Raw genomic sequence first — 19,905 nt, 5'->3', positions numbered from 1 at the left:
AATTCGGAGTAATGAAATGCATAAGTTGGCACTTGTAGCCATATTGGCGCTGTCATCGGCTTGGGCTGCGGCCCAGACCAGCCAGGAAATAGCAATAAAGAAAATGATCGAACCGCGTTTGGGGCAGGACGCAAAAGTGGATTCGGTGACCAAGACGCCTTATTCCGGTTTATTCGAAGTCCGTGTCGGCAGCGATATCCTGTATACCGATGAGAAGGCCAAGTATCTTTTTATCGGCCGCATTCTGGACACCAAAACCTATCAGGATTATACGAAGGCGCGGGTCGACGAACTGAGCAAGATCAAGTTCTCCGACCTTCCGCTGGCTTCTGCGATGAAAGTAGTCAAGGGCAATGGCAAGCGCATGATTGCGGTGTTCGAAGATCCCAATTGCGGCTACTGCAAACGCTTCGACAAAACCTTGCAGGAGATCGACAACATAACCGTGTATACCTTCCTCTACAACATCCTGTCAGAAGATTCGATCATGAAAGCGCGCGATATCTGGTGCAGTGCGGATCGCACCAAGGCGTGGGATAACTGGATGCTGAATGGCAAAGTGGCGCCTGCAGCGGCAGCGGGCTGCAGCACCCCGCACGAAAAAGTTCTTGCGCTGGGCAAGAAGCTCAAGGTGACCGGCACGCCGACTATCTTCTTTGCCGACGGCACGCGCATCCCTGGCGCCATCGACGCACAGGGGCTGGAAGCCAAGCTGGCTACGATCAAATAAGTACCGATTGATGTGCGCCGCTGCAGCGCGGCCGCAATTTGTGTTTATCCTTGTCCCCATGCCGCATCCACCATGCGGCATGTTGTTTATCAGTAATCCCCGTTACACTACCCGTCTGACCAACTCGCTCAATGTGGCGCTGGCCCGGCATCGCGCTGGCGCAGCCCAATTCCCTCCATGAATACGCATTTTCTGAATAAACGCTTTGCGCACGTCCTCGGTTTTGCCGGCCTGATCCCGTTTGTACTGCTCATGCTGGCTAGCTGGAACGTGCAGCCAGACTGGATTGGGGTGTTCATGCGCGGGCAGCTGGCTTATAGCATTGCGATTCTGTCCTTCCTCGGCGGCATCCACTGGGGCGGCGCGCTGGTTTCCGACCATCTGTCGATTGAGCAGACTAAAAAAGTATTGTTGTGGGGCGTGGTGCCGACGATTATTTCGCTGTTTGCGACTACCGTGGGTGGTTTCGGCTTTGCTGTCCTGATGGCCGGTTTTATCGGCGCCTATCAGGTCGATAAGCATGTATTAGGATGGTATGGCTTGCCGCAGTGGTTCCTGCGCATGCGTTTTGTCCTGACCTGTTCGGTGGTGGCCTTATTGGCATTGACGGTCATTGCCGGCAACGTGAGAGGTTGAAATGAAAGTTGAGATGAAGACTGAAATGCAGAGCGCGATCAGTTACCGGATTGTCCCAAGCGATCCTGCCGCGCACTTGTTCTGCGTCGTGCTGACGGTGCCGGTACCCGATGCGCAGGGACAGATTCTGAGCTTGCCGGCCTGGATTCCGGGCAGTTACATGATGCGTGAATTTGCTCGCAATATCGTGCAGATCCGGGCTGAGGCCGGCGGCAAGAAGGTGGCGCTGCGCAAGCTGGACAAGCACAGCTGGCAAGCGGCGGCGTGCAATGGCCCATTGACTGTGCATTACGAAATTTACGCATGGGATCAATCGGTACGTGCGGCACACCTGGATCAGACCCACGGCTTTTTCAACGGCAGCAGCGTGTTCTTGTGCGTGGCCGGGCAAGAGACGGCGCAGCACATTGTCGAAATTAATCGTCCCGAGGGCGATGGCTATGCGCACTGGCGGGTTGCGACCAGCTTGCCGGAATTGAAAGCGCAGCGTTATGGCTTCGGCAGCTATGTGGCCGACGATTACGATGCGCTGATCGATTATCCGGTCGAGATGGGGACTTTCGCGCTGGCGACTTTCAAGGCGCACGGCGTGCCGCACGATATCGTCATCAGCGGGCAAGTGCCGAACCTGGATCTGGCGCGTCTGGCCGTCGATCTGAAGAAAATCTGTGCCGCGCAGATCGCGCTGTTCGACCCACAGCGCAAACGCGCGCCGATGCCGCGTTACGTGTTCCTGACGACTGCGGTGGGCGACGGCTATGGCGGCCTGGAGCATCGCGCATCGACCGCGCTGATCTGTGCCCGCGCCGACTTGCCAAGCACTGCAGCGCCACAGCAGATGAGCGACGGTTATCGCAGCTTCCTCGGCTTGTGCAGTCACGAATATTTCCATACCTGGAACGTCAAGCGCATCAAACCGGCGGCGTTCGCGCCCTATGATTTGCAGGTGGAAAACTACACGTCGCTGCTGTGGTTGTTCGAAGGTTTCACCAGCTATTACGACGATCTGATGCTGCTGCGCAGCGGCACAATCGACCAGTCGGCTTATCTCAAACTGGTGGCGAAGACGATCAACAATGTGTTGCGCGGCAGCGGCCGCAGCAAGCAAAGCGTGGCCGACTCCAGTTTCGACGCCTGGAGCAAGTATTATCGCCAGGACGAAAACGCGCCGAATGCGATCGTCAGCTATTACACCAAGGGCGCATTGATAGCCCTGGCGCTGGACCTGACCATCCGTACTGAAACCAAAGGCAAAAAATCGCTGGATGACGTGATGCGTGCGCTGTGGCTGCGTTACGGCCAGGATTTTTATGCGCGCGGAAAACAGGCCGGCAAGTTGACCGGAATTACCGAACTGGAAGCTGAAGCCATCGTCGACGAAGTCAGCGGTCTCAAACTGAAGCGCTTTTTTGAGCGTTATGTGCGCGGCACCGAGGATTTGCCATTGGCGAAACTGCTGGCGCCTTTTGGCGTGAGCCTGTCGGACGGACGGCATAAAGACAAGCCGGACCTCGGTTTGCGCAGCGTGCGCAATGGCAGTTTCTGCAAAATCGCCAACGTATATGAAGGCGGCGCCGCGCATCAAGGCGGCTTGTCGGCTGGAGATTTATTGCTGGCGCTGGACGGTTTGCGGGTGACGGCGACTAATCTGGATGCATTGTTGTCGCGCTACCGTGTCGGCGATGCGGTCGTGCTGCATGCCTACCGGGGCGATGTGCTGATGGCATTTGATGTCACGCTGGCCAACGATTCTGCGCCGCAATGGTCTTTGCGGGCCGAACCGAAGCCGCTGGCGATTGCGCGCAAACGCGCGGCGTGGTTGCAGACAGTTCTTGATTAGTAGTGCAGGCACGGAGGCCTGCACTATTTCATATTTGCAAATTATGCTGGAGTATTTTTAATATTCGCACTGTTTATATGCGGTAATGGCATGGTTTATTGGCATACTGCCTATTTTAAAATTCATTGCGGCGCAGCCAGCGTGCGCAGCTGGAACTTGTAATCGGAGTTGAACAGGAAGGTTTCGGAGAATTCCAGCATCTTGCTGCCGGAGTGCAGCAGCCGGGCCGGTTTCGGGTAAGGGCCGACGCGCCTGAGGCTGGCCAGCGCCACCCGCGAGGCTTCAGGATCGCGCGAACGCTGCACTACCGCTTGGCTCAACTTGCCATTGGCGTCGATGCCGATGCTGACCACCACGATGGCCGGCAGCATCGGCGGCAATTGGCCGCTGAAGGTGTGGCCGGAATTGGCTGTCAAAATATGCTGGGCGACGTCGATCTTGTACTCATCCAGATGACGGGCCTGGGACGGGCTCATTGTCGGGCTGGCGCTGGCGGCGGGGTGGGGCCGAGTGACTGATGATTGCGGTAGCAACATTGAAAGCGAATTACAGCCGAACAGCACGGCCGCGCTACTGGCGATCAGTGCATTTTGCAAGGTGCGCATGGCGGCTCCCGATGCTGGATTGCGCTCGCTGAACTGGGGTGCTTTTAAGCGAACAGACGCCTTAATTCTACGCCCGGTTCCGGGGCGCGCATGAAGGCTTCGCCGACCAGGAACGCGTGTACCTGGGCGTCGCGCATGCGCTTGACGTCGTCCGGTGTATGAATCGCGGATTCGGTAATCACCAGTTTGTCGGGTGGAATCCGCGACAACAGGTCGAGCGTGGTTTGCAGCGAAGTCTCAAAAGTGCGCAGGTTGCGGTTGTTGATGCCGAGCAGATGTGTTTTAAGCTTGAGCGCCGCATCCAACTCGATGCCGTTGTGGACTTCCACCAGCACACCCATCCCGAGTTCGGTCGCGCAGGCTTCCAGTTCCGCCATCAAACCGTGATCGAGTGCCGCCACAATCAGCAGAATCGCATCCGCGCCCCATGAACGCGCCTGGTAAATCTGGTACGGGTCGATCATGAAATCCTTGCGCAAGGCTGGCAATGCGCAGGCGGCGCGCGCGGCTTTCAGGTAATCGGGCGCGCCCTGGAAAAAGTGCACATCGGTCAGTACCGACAGACAGGCTGCGCCGTGGGCGGCGTAACTGGCGGCAATCTGGGCCGGATGGAAATCGGCCCGGATCACGCCTTTGGAGGGCGAGGCTTTTTTGACTTCGGCGATCACGCCAGCGCCGCCGGCATTGATCTTCGCACGCAGACTTGCTTCGAAGCCGCGCAAGTCATTGCGCGCTGCGGTGTCGGTTTCGACTTCGCGCCGCAGGCTGGCCAGTGCGCGGTATTTTTTTGCGGCGGCCACTTCATCGACTTTGATCGCCAGAATTTTGTTCAGAATGTCGGACATGATGGTTTTACTCGGTTTTCATGCTGTCTTTAAACAGCGGCATTTAATGGAGTATAGGTAAAAATAACCAACATTCCGCATATTTTATATGCGGAATTAAAAATTACACAATGCAGTATGTTTATTGCGGGTGCAATCGCATAATTATGCGGCGGCGCCTAACTGCTGCGTCACGGCGACGAACTGGTCCAGTTTTTTGCGTGCCGCGCCGGATGCCATCGCAGCGCGCGCCTGTCGCAGTCCATCCTCGATCGATGTAGCGATTCCAGCCGCAAACAGTCCGGCGCCGGCGTTCAGGGCGACGATGTCGGCTACTGCACCGGGCTGATTTTCCAGCGCTTCGAAAATTTTCTGCTTCGATTCGGCCGCATTGGCGACTTTCAGATTGCGACTGGCGACCATCTGCAGGCCAAAATCTTCTGGATGGATTTCGTATTCGCGAATTTCGCCGTCGATCAGTTCGCCGATCATGGTGGCCGCGCCGAGCGAAACTTCATCCATATTGTCGCGCCCCCAGACCACAATCGCACGTTGCGCGCCGAGGCGTTGCAGCACGCGCACCTGAATTCCGACCAGATCGGGATGGAATACGCCCATCAGGATATTCGGTGCGCCGGCCGGATTGGTCAGCGGTCCCAGGATATTGAAAATCGTCCGCACGCCTAGTTCGTGGCGTACCGGAGCCGCATGCTTCATCGCCGCATGATGGTTCGGAGCAAACATGAAGCCGATACCGGTTTGCGCGATCGATTGCGCGATCTGTTCCGGCTTCAAGTTGATGTTCACTCCCAGCGCTTCCAGCACGTCGGCGCTGCCGGAAGACGACGATACGCTGCGCCCGCCATGTTTGGCCACGCGCGCTCCGGCGGCTGCGGCGACGAACATCGAGGCGGTCGAGATATTGAACGTGTGCGCGCCATCGCCGCCGGTGCCGACGATATCGAGCAGGTTGGTGGTGTCGGCCATCGGCACTTTGGTTGAAAATTCGCGCATCACCTGGGCGGCGGCGGTGATTTCTCCGATGCTTTCCTTTTTCACGCGCAAGCCGATTGTCAGCGCCGCAATCATCACAGGCGACATTTCGCCGCTCATGATTTTGCGAAATAGCGACAGCATTTCGTCATGGAAAATTTCGCGGTGTTCGATGCAGCGCAGCAGCGCTTCCTGCGGCGTGAATTCTGACAAATGCGGCATCATACTTTTCCTTCGATGAAGTTGCGCAGCAGCGCATGGCCGTGCTCGGACAAAATGGATTCAGGGTGGAATTGCACGCCCTGGATGTCGAACGTTTTGTGGCGCACGCCCATGATTTCGCCGTCATCGGTCCAGGCGGTGACTTCCAGACAGTCCGGCAGCGAAGCGCGTTCTATCGCCAGCGAGTGGTAACGGGTCACGGTGAACGGGCTGGGCAAGCCGTGGAACACGCCGACGCCGGTATGTGCGATCGGCGAAGTCTTGCCGTGCATTATCTGTTTGGCGCGCACCACCTTGCCACCGAAAGCGGCGCCGATGCTTTGGTGTCCGAGACAGACCCCGAGAATCGGCAACTTGCCGGCAAAGTGCTGCAGCAGCGGCACCGAAATCCCCGCTTCTGTCGGCGTACAGGGACCGGGCGAGATGCAGATGCGATCCGGCTGCAGCGCGGCGATGTCGTCCAGCGTGATTTCGTCGTTGCGAAAGGTGCGCACGTCTTCGCCCAGTTCGCCGAAATATTGCACCAGGTTGTAGGTGAATGAATCGTAATTGTCGATCATCAGCAGCATGTCAAATCTCCCCGTCCAGGCCATCTTGCACTTGCTCGGCGGCGCGCATGATCGCGCGCGCCTTGTTTTCAGTTTCTTGCCATTCGGATTCGGGTATCGAATCGGCGACGATGCCGGCACCCGCTTGCGCGTACAGCATGCCGTCTTTCAGGATGCCGGTGCGGATCGCAATCGCAACATCCATTTCGCCGCTGAAACTCAGATAGCCGCAGGCGCCGCCGTAGATGCCGCGCTTGACCGGTTCCAGTGCATCGATGATTTCCATCGCCCGCACTTTTGGCGCGCCGGACAGGGTGCCGGCAGGAAAGGTCGCTTTCAGCACGTCCAGATTCGACAAACCTGGTTTGAGCAAGCCTTCGACGTTCGAGACGATGTGCTGTACATGCGAATATTTTTCGATGGCGAGCTTGTCGGTGACGTTGACGCTGCCGGTTTCGGCGATACGGCCGATATCGTTGCGCGCCAGGTCGATCAGCATCACGTGTTCCGCTATTTCTTTCGGGTCTGCCAGCAATTCTTTCGCCAGTGCCGCATCCTGCTCTGGCGTTGCGCCGCGCGGACGGGTGCCGGCCAGCGGACGAATCGTGATTTTCTGCAGATCGGCGCTCAGGTTTTCGTTGCGCACCAGGATTTCCGGCGATGAACCGATGATCTGCATGTCGCCGAAATTGTAAAAGTACATGTAAGGCGATGGATTCAGTGCGCGCAGCGCACGATATAGCGATAACGGCGAGTCGACATAAGGCTTCTTCAGGCGCTGGCCGATGACTACCTGCATGCAATCACCGGCTGCGATGTATTCCTTGCATTTCAGTACTGCATCGCAGTAATCCTGCTGGCTGAATTCGCGGATGGTTTCAGTGCGCACGCTGCTGCTGGTGACCGGGGCTTCTACAGGGCGACGCAGCAGACTGCGCAAATCCTTGAGCCGCTGGCGCGTCTGACTGTACGCTTCCGGTTTGGTCGGGTCGGCGTACACGATCAGATACAGCTTGCCGGACAGGTTATCGATTACCGCCAATTCTTCGGTCAGCAGCAACTGAATATCCGGCAGGCCGAGATCGTCTTTCGGCGTGCTGTGCGCCAGGCGCGGCTCCATGTAACGCACCGCATCGTAGCCGAAATATCCGGCCAGACCGCCGCAAAAACGCGGCATGCCGGGCCGTAGCGCAACCTTGAAGCGGGATTGGAATTGCGCGATGAAATCGAGCGGATTGCCGTCATGGGTTTCGATGACAGCGCCGTCCTTGACCAATTCCGTGTGCATGCCGGTTGCGCGCAGCAGGGTATTGGCAGGCAAGCCGATAAAGGAATAACGCCCGAAACGCTCGCCGCCAACCACGGATTCGAGCAGGAACGAATTCTTGCCGACATTGTTTTGTTGCGCCAGTTTGAGATACAGCGATAACGGCGTTTCCAGGTCGGCCAGTGCTTCGACAATCAGCGGGATACGGTTGTAGCCTTGGGTGGCCAGTGAATTGAATTCAAGTTCGGTCATGTCGATTCTCCGACGCGCCATTAGTTAGCAACAATGGCGCGTCTATAAATTGTCTATAAAACGTGGTTGCCCGGATGGGATGGACAACGGCAGATCAGGGATTATGCAGTCCAGGATTGCCAGCGTCGCCAAAGCCAAGCCTCAATCTGGCTTGCTTGCGTGACGGTACGTTTATTGACGAGAAACATGACGTTATAGAAGAATGGATGCAGTTGAAGAATGGTGTATTGCGCGTTGTGCTGCGATCAATTGTGCTGCCTCCAGCAGCGTTTCGACTATACCATCCGAATCAACGTCTTGTATAGATTGCCCGTGATTGTAGCCATACGGCACATTCAAGACCCGGCAACCAGCCGCACGCGCGGCTTGCGCATCGTTGGAAGAGTCGCCAATGGCCACCGCTTGCTGTGGATCAATGGAAAAATCAGCGAAAACTTGCAGCAAGGGCATCGGGTCCGGTTTCTTTTTGGCAAAAGAATCGCCGCCGTAAATTACTTCAAAGTAGTCATGTAACTGCGTTTTTTTCAGCAGCGGCAAAGCAAAATCCAGAGGCTTATTGGTCACGCAAGCCAGTCGTATGCCATCGATTCGCAATTTCTCCAAACCGGCGACAACACCCGGATACAGACTGCTGTAATCGCCATTGATCGCCAGATAATGGCGCTGATAGGACGCCATTGCCGGCTCGAAATGACGCTCGGCCGCATGTTCGTCAAAATCAACTGCTAGCACCCGCCGGATCAGATTTTCCGTACCCTTGCCGACGAATTCCTTGATGCTGCCGATACCGAGTAACGCCAGCGCAAATTCGTCACGCATTCGGTTGATGGCGACATGGAAATCCGCTGCAGTATCGAGCATGGTGCCGTCGAGGTCGATGATGGCAGCGCGGATATCGCCAAACAGAAGAGCATTTGCTGCTTTCATACGGCGGCTAATTCGCGGCGCATCGCATCGATCACGGCCTTGTAGTCGGTTTGGCTGAAGATGGCCGAGCCGGCGACAAAGGTATCCGCACCGGCTTTGGCTGCAGCGGCGATATTCTCAACCTTGATGCCGCCGTCGACTTCAAGCAGGATTTCACGGCCGGGATGGGATGTCAGGTAGGCATCAATGCGACGGCGAACTTCGGCAATTTTTTGCAGAGATTCCGGGATAAAAGATTGGCCACCGAAGCCTGGGTTGACCGACATGATTAAAATGATGTCTAACTTGTCCATCACATGATCCAGATAATGCAAAGATGTGCCTGGATTGAATACCAGTCCCGCTTTGCAACCATTGTCACGGATCAATTGCAGGGTGCGATCGATATGTTCTGATGCCTCTGGATGAAACGTGATGATGTTTGCACCGGCATTGGCAAAATCTGGCACGATACGGTCCACCGGTTTGACCATTAGGTGCACATCGATCATTGCTGTTACATGCGGGCGAATAGCTTGGCAAACCAAAGGGCCAATGGTTAAATTGGGAACGTAATGGTTGTCCATCACGTCAAAGTGGATGATGTCTGCACCAGAAGCGATGACGTTGCGTACTTCTTCACCTAGGCGTGCGAAGTCGGCGGAAAGGATGCTCGGAGCAATGCGGTAAGTAGGCATGACGATATATTATAGAAAAGAAAGACCCGCCATTTTACCTTGTGGCACCCGGCTTGCCTTGCGTCACAATCTGTTCTGGTGTGCAATGAACTATTTATTGACAACCGCAGAATTGCAAAAATTGCACAAATACATGTCGATTACATTCAAGGAATTAATATGGCAGCTTATGAGTTCACCGTCTCAGTAAATACACAGTATTTGGCAGAGCAGTCGGAGCCGGCTCGCGCCAGTTATGTGTTTGCCTATGCTATTACCATTCAGAATACAGGCCAGATAGCGGCGCAATTAATTTCGCGGCATTGGATCATCACGGACGGAAATAACCATGTCGAACAAGTGCGTGGCCTCGGGGTGGTCGGTCATCAACCGTTCCTGGCGCCAGGAGAGCAGTTCGAATATACCAGCGGCACTGCGCTTGCTACTCCACAGGGGTCCATGACCGGTGCGTACTTCTGTGTGGCCGAAGACGGTGAGCAATTTGAGGTCAAGATACCGGAGTTCGTCCTGTGCTTGCCCCGCGCCTTGCATTAATTTCAGCGCGCTTCATCTTCCTTGCGTGTCGGTTTTTTTGGCGTGGACAGTGGCGGCGGTTTGCGGCCTGAAAACATAGTCCACCAGACAATGAACACCAATACCAGCATCGCGCAGCCTGCTTCAACCATTAATAGCCACATGGCACACACTCTTCCAATGTTATTTACACGTTTTAGTTTACTCGTAACTGCAGTTCTGGTTGCATTCACAATCAGCGCTTGTACCACAACACAACAGGCCAAACCTCCGATCAAGCCTGGCGTGGCGTCCGTCAAGCCCATAGAAAAAGTGCAGGAAACGCTCAAGCCGACCACTTTTTCCGCCTTATCTGGCTGGGAGCAGGATGATTTGCGTCAGGCATGGCCGGCGTTCCTGACTTCTTGCCAGGTGCTGGTCAAAAAAGAAGACTGGCGTGAACCCTGCACTATTGCACGGGATGTGAATGCTTCCGATGTAACTGCGATACGGACGTTTTTTGAAGCGTTTTTCGTCCCCCATCAGGTTTTGAATGCCGACGGCAGCGAACAGGGCCTCGTGACCGGCTATTACGAGCCGTTATTACACGGTTCGCGCAAACGCGGCGGCCCCTATCAGACTCCTTTGTATCGTGTGCCGGACGACCTGCTTATTATCGACTTGGCTGGCGTATATCCGGAACTCAAAGGCATGCGTTTGCGCGGGCGTCTTGCCGGCAAAAAGGTAATCCCTTATCCGGCGCGCGCTGAACTGGTGCAGTCCGCCACCCTGTCCGGCAAGGAGTTGTTTTGGGTAGATGACGCTGTCGAGGCATTTTTTCTGCAGGTGCAAGGCTCCGGACGCGTGCAATTAATGGATGAAAAAGAAACGGTGCGCGTCGCTTATGCTGAGCAAAATGGATACCCCTATAAATCGATTGGTAGATACTTGGTCGATCAAGGCGAGTTGAAGCTTGAACAGGCCTCTGCACAAGGCATCAAGAGCTGGGTCGCAGCCAACCCATCCCGCAAAACGGAGTTATTCAATGTAAATCCAAGCTATGTCTTCTTCAGGGAAGAAAAATTGCTTGATCCAAAAGTGGGGCCAAAAGGCGCAATGGGTTTACCACTGACCCCGCAACGCTCGATTGCCGTAGATGCACAATTCATCCCCATGGGCGCGCCAGTTTTTTTGGCAACAACGCAACCGAATAGTGCAATCGCGCTGCAGCGCCTGATGCTAGCCCAAGATACGGGAGGCGCAATCAAGAATCCGGTGCGGGCGGATTTTTTCTGGGGTTTCGGCGCCGAAGCAGGTGAAAAAGCAGGGAACATGAAACAGCGCGGCACGATGTGGGTGTTACTGCCGAAACTGCCTTTCAAGTTATCGCGGGGCGATAAATTTTTTACTTTCACTAAGGGGTGATATGACTTACGAAAATATTCTCGTTGAAATGCATGGCAAAGTGGGCTTGATTCAATTGAATAGGCCGAAGGCATTAAATGCACTAAATGATCAGCTGATGGATGAGCTTGGTGATGCACTGTCAAAGTTCGATGATGATGAGAATGTAGGATGCATCATCCTTACTGGTAGCGATAAAGCGTTTGCAGCTGGCGCCGATATCGGCGCAATGTCAAATTACACCTATATGGATGCTTACAAAGGCAATTACATTACGCGCAACTGGGAGCAAATTCGACAAATACGCAAGCCGGTAATTGCTGCTGTGGCAGGATATGCACTGGGCGGTGGATGTGAGTTGGCAATGATGTGCGATTTCATCATTGCAGCGGACACGGCCAAATTTGGGCAACCTGAAATCAAGCTTGGCACCATGCCCGGCGCTGGCGGTACACAGCGCCTGCCACGTGCAGTGTCTAAGTCTAAGGCCATGGATATGTGCTTGACCGCACGCATGATGGATGCCGTTGAAGCCGAGCGGGCAGGGCTGGTTTCACGCATAGTCGCAGCCGATAAACTAATGGAAGAAACATTGGCTGCAGCAACAGTGATTGCTTCAATGTCTTTGCCCGTTGTCATGATGATCAAGGAATCTGTCAATCGCGCCTACGAGTCGTCGCTTGCAGACGGCATTCAATACGAGCGCCGTATGTTTCACAGCACATTCGCCACCTCCGACCAAAAGGAAGGAATGCAAGCATTTTTAGAAAAGCGCTTGCCAAAGTTCTGCAACGTTTGATATAGTTCGGCTCCCGCTGAGAGGCGGGGCGATAAGCAGGGAGAGAAGTGGCAGCGGAAGTTGGCGGGATTGGACGAAACGCGGGGTGCAGGGAGTTGAAGTTTGCGCCGGGTGTGACGAAAGAAAATGTTGACTGAGTAAGAAAAACGCTGCATAATCTGCCCTCTTCAGTGCTGCAAACAAAACGCTTTGCAGTCTGGTTGGTCCGGGTGAAGATGCCAGGGCTAGCGGAGAAAAGAAAGATCTTTAACAACTAACAGTCGATAAGTGTGAGCACTTGATGGAAGCGCCGCGACGGATGCGAAAGTATCTGTTGTGAAACTTAAAATATCAAATGCTCGCACAGAAGAAAAATAGGATCTTTTTGGAGGCAACTTCAAGAAGAGCCTGTCAGTATTTTGAGTGAGCGACCGGTCCGGTAAAATGGACCATGTCAGCAATGACATAAAACAGAGATTAAACTGAAGAGTTTGATCCTGGCTCAGATTGAACGCTGGCGGCATGCCTTACACATGCAAGTCGAACGGCAGCACGGAGCTTGCTCTGGTGGCGAGTGGCGAACGGGTGAGTAATATATCGGAACGTACCCTCGAGTGGGGGATAACGCAGCGAAAGTTGCGCTAATACCGCATACGATCTACGGAGGAAAGCAGGGGATTCGCAAGGACCTTGTGCTCGTGGAGCGGCCGATATCTGATTAGCTAGTTGGTAGGGTAAAAGCCTACCAAGGCCACGATCAGTAGCTGGTCTGAGAGGACGACCAGCCACACTGGAACTGAGACACGGTCCAGACTCCTACGGGAGGCAGCAGTGGGGAATTTTGGACAATGGGGGCAACCCTGATCCAGCAATGCCGCGTGAGTGAAGAAGGCCTTCGGGTTGTAAAGCTCTTTTGTCAGGGAAGAAACGGTGAGTTCTAATATAGCTTACTAATGACGGTACCTGAAGAATAAGCACCGGCTAACTACGTGCCAGCAGCCGCGGTAATACGTAGGGTGCAAGCGTTAATCGGAATTACTGGGCGTAAAGCGTGCGCAGGCGGTTATGTAAGACAGATGTGAAATGCCCGGGCTCAACCTGGGAACTGCATTTGTGACTGCATGGCTAGAGTGTGTCAGAGGGGGGTAGAATTCCACGTGTAGCAGTGAAATGCGTAGATATGTGGAGGAATACCGATGGCGAAGGCAGCCCCCTGGGATAACACTGACGCTCATGCACGAAAGCGTGGGGAGCAAACAGGATTAGATACCCTGGTAGTCCACGCCCTAAACGATGTCTACTAGTTGTTGGGTCTTAATTGACTTAGTAACGCAGCTAACGCGTGAAGTAGACCGCCTGGGGAGTACGGTCGCAAGATTAAAACTCAAAGGAATTGACGGGGACCCGCACAAGCGGTGGATGATGTGGATTAATTCGATGCAACGCGAAAAACCTTACCTACCCTTGACATGTACGGAACCTTTGAGAGATCAGAGGGTGCTCGAAAGAGAGCCGTAACACAGGTGCTGCATGGCTGTCGTCAGCTCGTGTCGTGAGATGTTGGGTTAAGTCCCGCAACGAGCGCAACCCTTGTCATTAGTTGCTACGAAAGGGCACTCTAATGAGACTGCCGGTGACAAGCCGGAGGAAGGTGGGGATGACGTCAAGTCCTCATGGCCCTTATGGGTAGGGCTTCACACGTCATACAATGGTACATACAGAGGGCCGCCAACCCGCGAGGGGGAGCTAATCCCAGAAAGTGTATCGTAGTCCGGATTGTAGTCTGCAACTCGACTACATGAAGTTGGAATCGCTAGTAATCGCGGATCAGCATGTCGCGGTGAATACGTTCCCGGGTCTTGTACACACCGCCCGTCACACCATGGGAGCGGGTTTCACCAGAAGTAGGTAGCTTAACCGCAAGGAGGGCGCTTACCACGGTGGGATTCGTGACTGGGGTGAAGTCGTAACAAGGTAGCCGTATCGGAAGGTGCGGCTGGATCACCTCCTTTCTAGAGTATGTGCTGAAGTCAAGTGTTCACACTTATCGACTGTTATGAAAAAGAAGAGCAGCAATGAACAGTAATTGGACTGCCAGCGTGTGTGTTGTGTAAGAAGAGCCGCACGACCAACAGCGCAGAGTTGACTAGTCGCTGATTCAAGCGGGTCTGTAGCTCAGCTGGTTAGAGCACTGTGTTGATAACGCAGGGGTCGTTGGTTCGAGTCCAACCAGACCTACCAAAGAGTATAAAAAAGATACTGGGGGTTTAGCTCAGCTGGGAGAGCACCTGCTTTGCAAGCAGGGGGTCGTCGGTTCGATCCCGTCAACCTCCACCACGTAACTGATCAAGAATACAAACCTGAGTCACTCATGCAAAAGTAAGAGGTGCATGAAAAATTCAGGTTTGGTTTCTTAAGCCATTAGCTGTTTCGTTCTTTAAAAATTTGGAAGAAGTAAAGATTTATCAAGGAGTATGGATAAATCGATGCCCACGTTGATAGCAATATCGCGGCAGCAATGCCAGGCGTGCACATTGATGGATCTGTATGACTTGATGGGTTGTGATTGTATCAAATCAAAAAGTATTAAAAGCGAGTTTGTTAAGATGTTTTAAATACAAATTCCTTGCAATACGGCAAACGCTAAAGTAATACTCATAGAAATATCCTATAACCGGTTTTTAATCCGTGCATGAACAGCACTATCGGGTTAGAAGCCAACGTTATAGGGACAAGTGAATAAGTGCACATGGTGGATGCCTTGGCGATATCAGGCGATGAAGGACGTAGTAGCTTGCGATAAGCTGCGGGGAGCGAGCAAACACGCTTTGATCCGCAGATTTCCGAATGGGGAAACCCGGCCGAAAGGTCATTGCACACTGAATACATAGGTGTGCAAAGCGAACGTGGCGAACTGAAACATCTAAGTAGCTACAGGAAAAGAAATCAACCGAGATTCCCAAAGTAGCGGCGAGCGAAATGGGAAGAGCCTGCAAGCAATAGCAGTAGACATAGTGGAAAGCTTTGGAAAAGGCTGCCATAGAGGGTGATAGCCCCGTACACGAAATGTTTATTGTGGTACTAAGCTTGCGACAAGTAGGGCGGGACACGAGAAATCCTGTCTGAACATGGGGGGACCATCCTCCAAGGCTAAATACTCGATATCGACCGATAGTGAACCAGTACCGTGAGGGAAAGGCGAAAAGAACCCCGGAAGGGGAGTGAAATAGATCCTGAAACCGTGTGCATACAAACAGTAGGAGCGGACTTGTTCCGTGACTGCGTACCTTTTGTATAATGGGTCAGCGACTTACATTCAGTGGCAAGGTTAACCGTATAGGGAAGCCGTAGAGAAATCGAGTCCGAATAGGGCGATTTAGTCGCTGGGTGTAGACCCGAAACCAAGTGATCTACTCATGGCCAGGATGAAGGTGCGGTAACACGCACTGGAGGTCCGAACCCACTAATGTTGAAAAATTAGGGGATGAGCTGTGGGTAGGGGTGAAAGGCTAAACAAACTTGGAAATAGCTGGTTCTCTCCGAAAACTATTTAGGTAGTGCCTCACGTATCACCATCGGGGGTAGAGCACTGTTATGGCTAGGGGGTCATCGCGACTTACCAAACCATTGCAAACTCCGAATACCGATGAGTGCGAGCGTGGGAGACAGACGTCGGGTGCTAACGTCCGGCGTCAAGAGGGAAACAACCCAGACCGCCAGCTAAGGTCCCCAAGATTGGCTAAGTGGAAAACGAAGTGGGAAGGCTAAAACAGTCAGGAGGTTGGCTTAGAAGCAGCCATCCTTTAAAGAAAGCGTAATAGCTCACTGATCGAGTCGTCCTGCGCGGAAGATGTAACGGGGCTAAGCCAGTCACCGAAGCTGCGGATATCCGTAAGGATATGGTAGGAGAGCGTTCTGTAAGCCTGCGAAGGTGTCTTGTAAAGGATGCTGGAGGTATCAGAAGTGCGAATGCTGACATGAGTAGCGATAATGGGGGTGAAAAGCCTCCACGCCGTAAGCCCAAGGTTTCCTGTTCAACGTTCATCGGAGCAGGGTGAGTCGGCCCCTAAGGCGAGGCAGAGATGCGTAGCTGATGGGAAGCAGGTTAATATTCCTGCACCATTGTATGATGCGATGGGGGGACGGATCACAGAAGGTTGTCCGGCGGTTGGAAGTGCCGGTTCTTGACTTGTAGAAGGCCCTTTGGCAAATCCGGGGGCGTAATTCAAGGGGTTGAGACGAGCGAACTTGTTCGCGAAGCAATTGGAAGTGGTTCCAAGAAAAGCCTCTAAGCTTCAGTCATACAAGACCGTACCGCAAACCGACACAGGTGGGCGAGATGAGTATTCTAAGGCGCTTGAGAGAACTCGGGAGAAGGAACTCGGCAAATTGGTACCGTAACTTCGGGATAAGGTACGCCCTGGTAGTTTGACCCCCCTGCGGGGGAAGGATGAAAGGGTTGCAATAAACTGGTGGCTGCGACTGTTTAATAAAAACACAGCACTATGCAAACACGAAAGTGGACGTATATGGTGTGACTCCTGCCCGGTGCTGGAAGATTAAATGATGGGGTGCAAGCTCTTGATTGAAGTCCCAGTAAACGGCGGCCGTAACTATAACGGTCCTAAGGTAGCGAAATTCCTTGTCGGGTAAGTTCCGACCTGCACGAATGGAGTAACGATGGCCACACTGTCTCCTCCCGAGACTCAGCGAAGTTGAAGTGGTTGTGATGATGCAATCTACCCGCGGCTAGACGGAAAGACCCCATGAACCTTTACTGTAGCTTTGCATTGAATTTTGAACCAATCTGTGTAGGATAGGTGGGAGGCTTTGAAGCGTGAACGCTAGTTTGCGTGGAGCCAACCTTGAAATACCACCCTGGTTTGTTTGAGATTCTAACCTTGGTCCGTTATCCGGATCGGGGACAGTGCATGGTAGGCAGTTTGACTGGGGCGGTCTCCTCCCAAAGTGTAACGGAGGAGTTCGAAGGTACGCTAGGTACGGTCGGACATCGTGCTGTTAGTGCAATGGCATAAGCGTGCTTAACTGCGAGACTGACAAGTCGAGCAGGTACGAAAGTAGGACATAGTGATCCGGTGGTTCTGTATGGAAGGGCCATCGCTCAACGGATAAAAGGTACTCTGGGGATAACAGGCTGATTCCTCCCAAGAGTTCATATCGACGGGGGAGTTTGGCACCTCGATGTCGGCTCATCACATCCTGGGGCTGTAGCCGGTCCCAAGGGTATGGCTGTTCGCCATTTAAAGTGGTACGTGAGCTGGGTTTAAAACGTCGTGAGACAGTTTGGTCCCTATCTGCCGTGGGCGTTGGAAATTTGAAGGGGGCTGCTCCTAGTACGAGAGGACCGGAGTGGACGAACCTCTGGTGTACCGGTTGTCACGCCAGTGGCATTGCCGGGTAGCTAAGTTCGGAAGAGATAACCGCTGAAAGCATCTAAGCGGGAAACTTGCCTTAAGATGAGATTTCCCTGGAGCCCTGAGCTCCTTGAAGGGTCGTTCGAGACCAGGACGTTGATAGGCTGGGTGTGGAAGCGCAGTAATGCGTTAAGCTAACCAGTACTAATTGCCCGTAAGGCTTGTCCCTATAACCTTGGCAGGTTATAGAAATCAATGAGTAAAACTTGTGTTTGCCAACTTTGGCAGTCACAACCCAAAAATAATATATCTTTACTTCTTCCAGATTGCGTCGCTTGCTGACATGCACACTCGTAGCAATACGATATACGCAGTAGCAAACGATGTTACAAGTTATGCCTGATGACCATAGCAAGTCGGTACCACCCCTTCCCATCCCGAACAGGACCGTGAAACGACTTCGCGCCGATGATAGTGCGTCAACACGTGTGAAAGTAGGTCATCGTCAGGCTGTTATCCCTAAAACCCCCGTACTCATCCTACGGGGGTTTTTTTATGCGCTCCAACACATAAATACCTTCAGTATTCAAAATTCCACTTGATTAACCACCGCACTACCCCCCCCCAGCATGACTCCGCATCCGCTTTCTGCGCATTTGCAATACGTCCGCAAGAACCAAAACAGGCCAGAAATCAGTGCGCACAAATCGTGCAGTGTGGATTGCCTCGGATTTTGATGCAAGTCCATTCCATGTGCATCGCGCAGTAATAAGCACCTCATCATGAATGGTTCGCATTACTGGTATCAGTTTTTTAAGGCTTCTGCCGCTTGCATCGTTTTTATGATGCCTACTAAAGGCGCAAAAAGACCATGGTCAAGTAAAGAATTTCTTCTATCTTTGATCTGACGGGAACAGGCAGGCGTAACAGGGGGAATGTTAGGTCGCTGGTATTGGATGCCGAGGTAGTTGTAAATGACGCTGATGTTAAAAGATCCGCTCTAAGCGGATCTTTTAACATCAGCGTCATCTGGTAGACGCTATTGTAATAACCTAAATTTTGCGGCGGTTCCTTGCATTGGCTGCGATTCGCATGCGCAATGCATTCAATTTGATGAAACCTCCTGCATCGGCTTGGTTATAGGCGCCACCATCTTCGTCAAAGGTTGCGATGTTCATGTCGAATAATGAATCCGTCTTGGAATCGCGCGATACAATAATTACATTACCTTTATAGAGTTTGATACGCACCCAACCATTGACACATTGCTGGGTATTATCGATCAAGGTTTGCAATGCAATGCGTTCCGGAGCCCACCAGTAGCCGTTATAAATCATGCTTGCATAGCGTGGCATCAGGTCATCTTTCAAATGCGCTACTTCGCGGTCTAGCGTGATAGATTCGATGGCGCGATGCGCTTTTAGCATGATGGTCCCGCCTGGGGTTTCATAGCAGCCGCGGGATTTCATGCCGACATAGCGATTTTCCACCAAGTCCAAGCGGCCGATTCCATGTTTTCCACCCAAACGATTGAGTTCCGTCAATACTTGTGCCGGCGACAGGCGTTTGCCATTCAGCGCTACGATGTCGCCTTTCTCAAACTCCACGTCCAAATACTCGGCTGCATCTGGTGCGGCTTCCGGGCTGACGGTCCAGCGCCACATTGATTCTTCTGCTTCTGCACTTGGATTCTCAAGGTGTCGACCCTCGAAGCTGATATGCAGCAGATTGGCATCCATCGAGTAAGGGGCGCCGCCGTTCTTGTGCTTCATGTCGATTTCAATGCCGGCATCTTCTGCGTATTTCAGCAGTTTTTCGCGTGACAACAAATCCCACTCGCGCCAAGGCGCGATGATTTTTACATTCGGCATCAATGCATAGGCGCCGAGCTCAAAGCGAACTTGATCGTTGCCTTTGCCGGTGGCGCCATGAGAAATGGTGTCGGCACCGGTTTCGCGCGCGATTTCAATCAGGCGTTTGGCGATTAAGGGGCGTGCGATGGAAGTACCCAGCAGGTATTCGCCTTCATACACTGTGTTGGCCCGGAACATTGGAAAAACGAAGTCGCGCACGAATTCTTCACGCACGTCATCAATATAAATATTTTCCGGTTTGATGCCGAATTTAATGGCTTTCAGCCGTGCTGGCTCCAACTCTTCACCTTGGCCGAGGTCTGCTGTAAAAGTGACGATTTCGCATTGATAGTTATCTTGCAGCCATTTGAGGATGACCGATGTATCCAGGCCGCCCGAGTAGGCGAGCACAACTTTTTTGATGTCAGACATAAGTAACCTTTTTGTTAATCTATTAATCTAATGAGTTAAATTCGGTGTGG

At 53.1% G+C, this 19,905-nt stretch carries 15 protein-coding genes, 2 tRNA genes and 3 rRNA genes; 11 read left to right on the top strand and 9 right to left on the bottom strand.

Features of this window, described 5'->3' with window-relative positions; all coding sequences use genetic code 11:
- Nucleotides 1-16 precede the first annotated feature (16 nt).
- The 3 genes from FKCLFG_RS12550 (at nt 17) to FKCLFG_RS12540 (ending at nt 3,206) form a co-directional block, all read left to right on the top strand.
- The gene (locus FKCLFG_RS12550; RefSeq protein ID WP_472613417.1) at nt 17-730 is read left to right on the top strand and encodes a DsbC family protein; all 714 of its coding nucleotides are present in this window, start codon (nt 17-19) and stop codon (nt 728-730) included.
- 177 nt (nt 731-907) lie between these two features.
- Nucleotides 908-1,366, top strand: a complete 459-nt coding sequence (locus tag FKCLFG_RS12545) for a DUF3429 domain-containing protein (protein ID WP_472613416.1) — start codon at nt 908-910, stop codon at nt 1,364-1,366.
- Between the two features lie 25 nt (nt 1,367-1,391).
- Nucleotides 1,392-3,206 carry a M61 family metallopeptidase gene (locus FKCLFG_RS12540; RefSeq protein WP_472615852.1) on the top strand — a complete coding sequence of 605 codons (1,815 nt, stop codon included), beginning with the start codon at nt 1,392-1,394 and terminating at the stop codon, nt 3,204-3,206.
- A gap of 122 nt (nt 3,207-3,328) precedes the next feature.
- Here FKCLFG_RS12540 and FKCLFG_RS12535 read toward each other — a convergent pair whose 3' ends face one another.
- The 7 genes from FKCLFG_RS12535 to rpe all read right to left on the bottom strand — a co-directional run bounded on the left by FKCLFG_RS12535 (nt 3,329) and on the right by rpe (nt 9,521).
- On the bottom strand, nt 3,329-3,811 hold the full coding sequence (locus FKCLFG_RS12535) for an energy transducer TonB (protein ID WP_472613415.1): 483 nt from the start codon (nt 3,809-3,811) through the stop codon (nt 3,329-3,331).
- Between the two features lie 44 nt (nt 3,812-3,855).
- A complete protein-coding gene (trpC, locus tag FKCLFG_RS12530; protein ID WP_472613414.1) occupies nt 3,856-4,656 on the bottom strand; it encodes an indole-3-glycerol phosphate synthase TrpC in 801 nt (266 codons plus the stop codon).
- A 144-nt stretch (nt 4,657-4,800) separates the two neighbouring features.
- A complete protein-coding gene (trpD, locus tag FKCLFG_RS12525) occupies nt 4,801-5,850 on the bottom strand; it encodes an anthranilate phosphoribosyltransferase (protein WP_472613413.1) in 1,050 nt (349 codons plus the stop codon).
- Nucleotides 5,850-6,419: an aminodeoxychorismate/anthranilate synthase component II gene (locus FKCLFG_RS12520; protein ID WP_472613412.1), complete on the bottom strand. Its 570-nt coding sequence runs from the start codon at nt 6,417-6,419 to the stop codon at nt 5,850-5,852. Before FKCLFG_RS12520 ends, trpD begins: the two co-directional genes overlap by 1 nt.
- A gap of 1 nt (nt 6,420) precedes the next feature.
- Complete coding sequence (gene trpE / locus FKCLFG_RS12515; RefSeq protein WP_472613411.1) at nt 6,421-7,917, bottom strand: anthranilate synthase component I; 1,497 nt, start codon at nt 7,915-7,917, stop codon at nt 6,421-6,423.
- A 192-nt stretch (nt 7,918-8,109) separates the two neighbouring features.
- Nucleotides 8,110-8,844 (bottom strand): phosphoglycolate phosphatase, encoded by a 735-nt coding sequence (locus FKCLFG_RS12510; RefSeq protein WP_472613410.1) that lies wholly within the window; start codon nt 8,842-8,844, stop codon nt 8,110-8,112.
- The gene (rpe, locus tag FKCLFG_RS12505) at nt 8,841-9,521 is read right to left on the bottom strand and encodes a ribulose-phosphate 3-epimerase (protein WP_472613409.1); all 681 of its coding nucleotides are present in this window, start codon (nt 9,519-9,521) and stop codon (nt 8,841-8,843) included. The genes FKCLFG_RS12510 and rpe overlap by 4 nt, the downstream gene beginning before the upstream one ends.
- A 159-nt stretch (nt 9,522-9,680) precedes the next feature.
- On the opposite strand from rpe, the gene apaG reads away from it, so the two are divergent.
- Nucleotides 9,681-10,055: a Co2+/Mg2+ efflux protein ApaG gene (gene apaG / locus FKCLFG_RS12500; protein WP_472613408.1), complete on the top strand. Its 375-nt coding sequence runs from the start codon at nt 9,681-9,683 to the stop codon at nt 10,053-10,055.
- A gap of 2 nt (nt 10,056-10,057) precedes the next feature.
- On the opposite strand, the gene FKCLFG_RS12495 is transcribed toward apaG, so the two are convergent.
- Nucleotides 10,058-10,198 carry a hypothetical protein gene (locus tag FKCLFG_RS12495; protein ID WP_472613407.1) on the bottom strand — a complete coding sequence of 47 codons (141 nt, stop codon included), beginning with the start codon at nt 10,196-10,198 and terminating at the stop codon, nt 10,058-10,060.
- Here FKCLFG_RS12495 and mltA point away from each other — a divergent pair.
- From mltA to rrf, 7 genes are all read left to right on the top strand, one after another.
- Nucleotides 10,197-11,438 carry a murein transglycosylase A gene (mltA, locus tag FKCLFG_RS12490; RefSeq protein WP_472613406.1) on the top strand — a complete coding sequence of 414 codons (1,242 nt, stop codon included), beginning with the start codon at nt 10,197-10,199 and terminating at the stop codon, nt 11,436-11,438. The genes FKCLFG_RS12495 and mltA overlap by 2 nt on opposite strands.
- 1 nt (nt 11,439) lies before the next feature.
- Nucleotides 11,440-12,216 (top strand): enoyl-CoA hydratase, encoded by a 777-nt coding sequence (locus FKCLFG_RS12485; protein ID WP_472613405.1) that lies wholly within the window; start codon nt 11,440-11,442, stop codon nt 12,214-12,216.
- Between the two features lie 458 nt (nt 12,217-12,674).
- A 16S ribosomal RNA gene (locus FKCLFG_RS12480) occupies nt 12,675-14,207 on the top strand.
- Nucleotides 14,208-14,359: 152 nt separating this feature from the next.
- Nucleotides 14,360-14,436, top strand: a tRNA-Ile gene (locus FKCLFG_RS12475).
- Between the two features lie 20 nt (nt 14,437-14,456).
- Nucleotides 14,457-14,532 (top strand) — tRNA-Ala (locus tag FKCLFG_RS12470).
- Nucleotides 14,533-14,924: 392 nt separating this feature from the next.
- Nucleotides 14,925-17,799, top strand: a 23S ribosomal RNA gene (locus tag FKCLFG_RS12465).
- Between the two features lie 169 nt (nt 17,800-17,968).
- Nucleotides 17,969-18,081 (top strand): 5S ribosomal RNA (rrf, locus tag FKCLFG_RS12460).
- The 16S, 23S and 5S rRNA genes sit together here with 2 tRNA genes alongside, the layout of an rRNA operon.
- A 541-nt stretch (nt 18,082-18,622) precedes the next feature.
- Here the strand turns inward: rrf and FKCLFG_RS12455 are convergent.
- Nucleotides 18,623-19,855, bottom strand: a complete 1,233-nt coding sequence (locus FKCLFG_RS12455) for an argininosuccinate synthase (RefSeq protein WP_472613404.1) — start codon at nt 19,853-19,855, stop codon at nt 18,623-18,625.
- Nucleotides 19,856-19,905: the final 50 nt, after the last annotated feature.

The sequence above is a fragment of the Gelidimonas denitrificans genome (genome assembly GCF_055694065.1).
This window is presented reverse-complemented; position numbering and strand designations above follow the sequence as displayed.

Coding starts and splice junctions, on each gene's coding strand:
- trpE (WP_472613411.1), bottom strand. CDS start 7,917: ATGACCGAACTTGAATTCAATTCACTGGCCACCCAAGGCTACAACCGT.
- apaG (WP_472613408.1), top strand. CDS start 9,681: ATGGCAGCTTATGAGTTCACCGTCTCAGTAAATACACAGTATTTGGCA.
- rpe (WP_472613409.1), bottom strand. CDS start 9,521: ATGCCTACTTACCGCATTGCTCCGAGCATCCTTTCCGCCGACTTCGCA.
- FKCLFG_RS12535 (WP_472613415.1), bottom strand. CDS start 3,811: ATGCGCACCTTGCAAAATGCACTGATCGCCAGTAGCGCGGCCGTGCTG.
- FKCLFG_RS12495 (WP_472613407.1), bottom strand. CDS start 10,198: ATGTGGCTATTAATGGTTGAAGCAGGCTGCGCGATGCTGGTATTGGTG.
- trpD (WP_472613413.1), bottom strand. CDS start 5,850: ATGCCGCATTTGTCAGAATTCACGCCGCAGGAAGCGCTGCTGCGCTGC.
- FKCLFG_RS12540 (WP_472615852.1), top strand. CDS start 1,392: ATGCAGAGCGCGATCAGTTACCGGATTGTCCCAAGCGATCCTGCCGCG.
- FKCLFG_RS12455 (WP_472613404.1), bottom strand. CDS start 19,855: ATGTCTGACATCAAAAAAGTTGTGCTCGCCTACTCGGGCGGCCTGGAT.
- trpC (WP_472613414.1), bottom strand. CDS start 4,656: ATGTCCGACATTCTGAACAAAATTCTGGCGATCAAAGTCGATGAAGTG.
- mltA (WP_472613406.1), top strand. CDS start 10,197: ATGGCACACACTCTTCCAATGTTATTTACACGTTTTAGTTTACTCGTA.
- FKCLFG_RS12550 (WP_472613417.1), top strand. CDS start 17: ATGCATAAGTTGGCACTTGTAGCCATATTGGCGCTGTCATCGGCTTGG.
- FKCLFG_RS12485 (WP_472613405.1), top strand. CDS start 11,440: ATGACTTACGAAAATATTCTCGTTGAAATGCATGGCAAAGTGGGCTTG.
- FKCLFG_RS12545 (WP_472613416.1), top strand. CDS start 908: ATGAATACGCATTTTCTGAATAAACGCTTTGCGCACGTCCTCGGTTTT.
- FKCLFG_RS12510 (WP_472613410.1), bottom strand. CDS start 8,844: ATGAAAGCAGCAAATGCTCTTCTGTTTGGCGATATCCGCGCTGCCATC.
- FKCLFG_RS12520 (WP_472613412.1), bottom strand. CDS start 6,419: ATGCTGCTGATGATCGACAATTACGATTCATTCACCTACAACCTGGTG.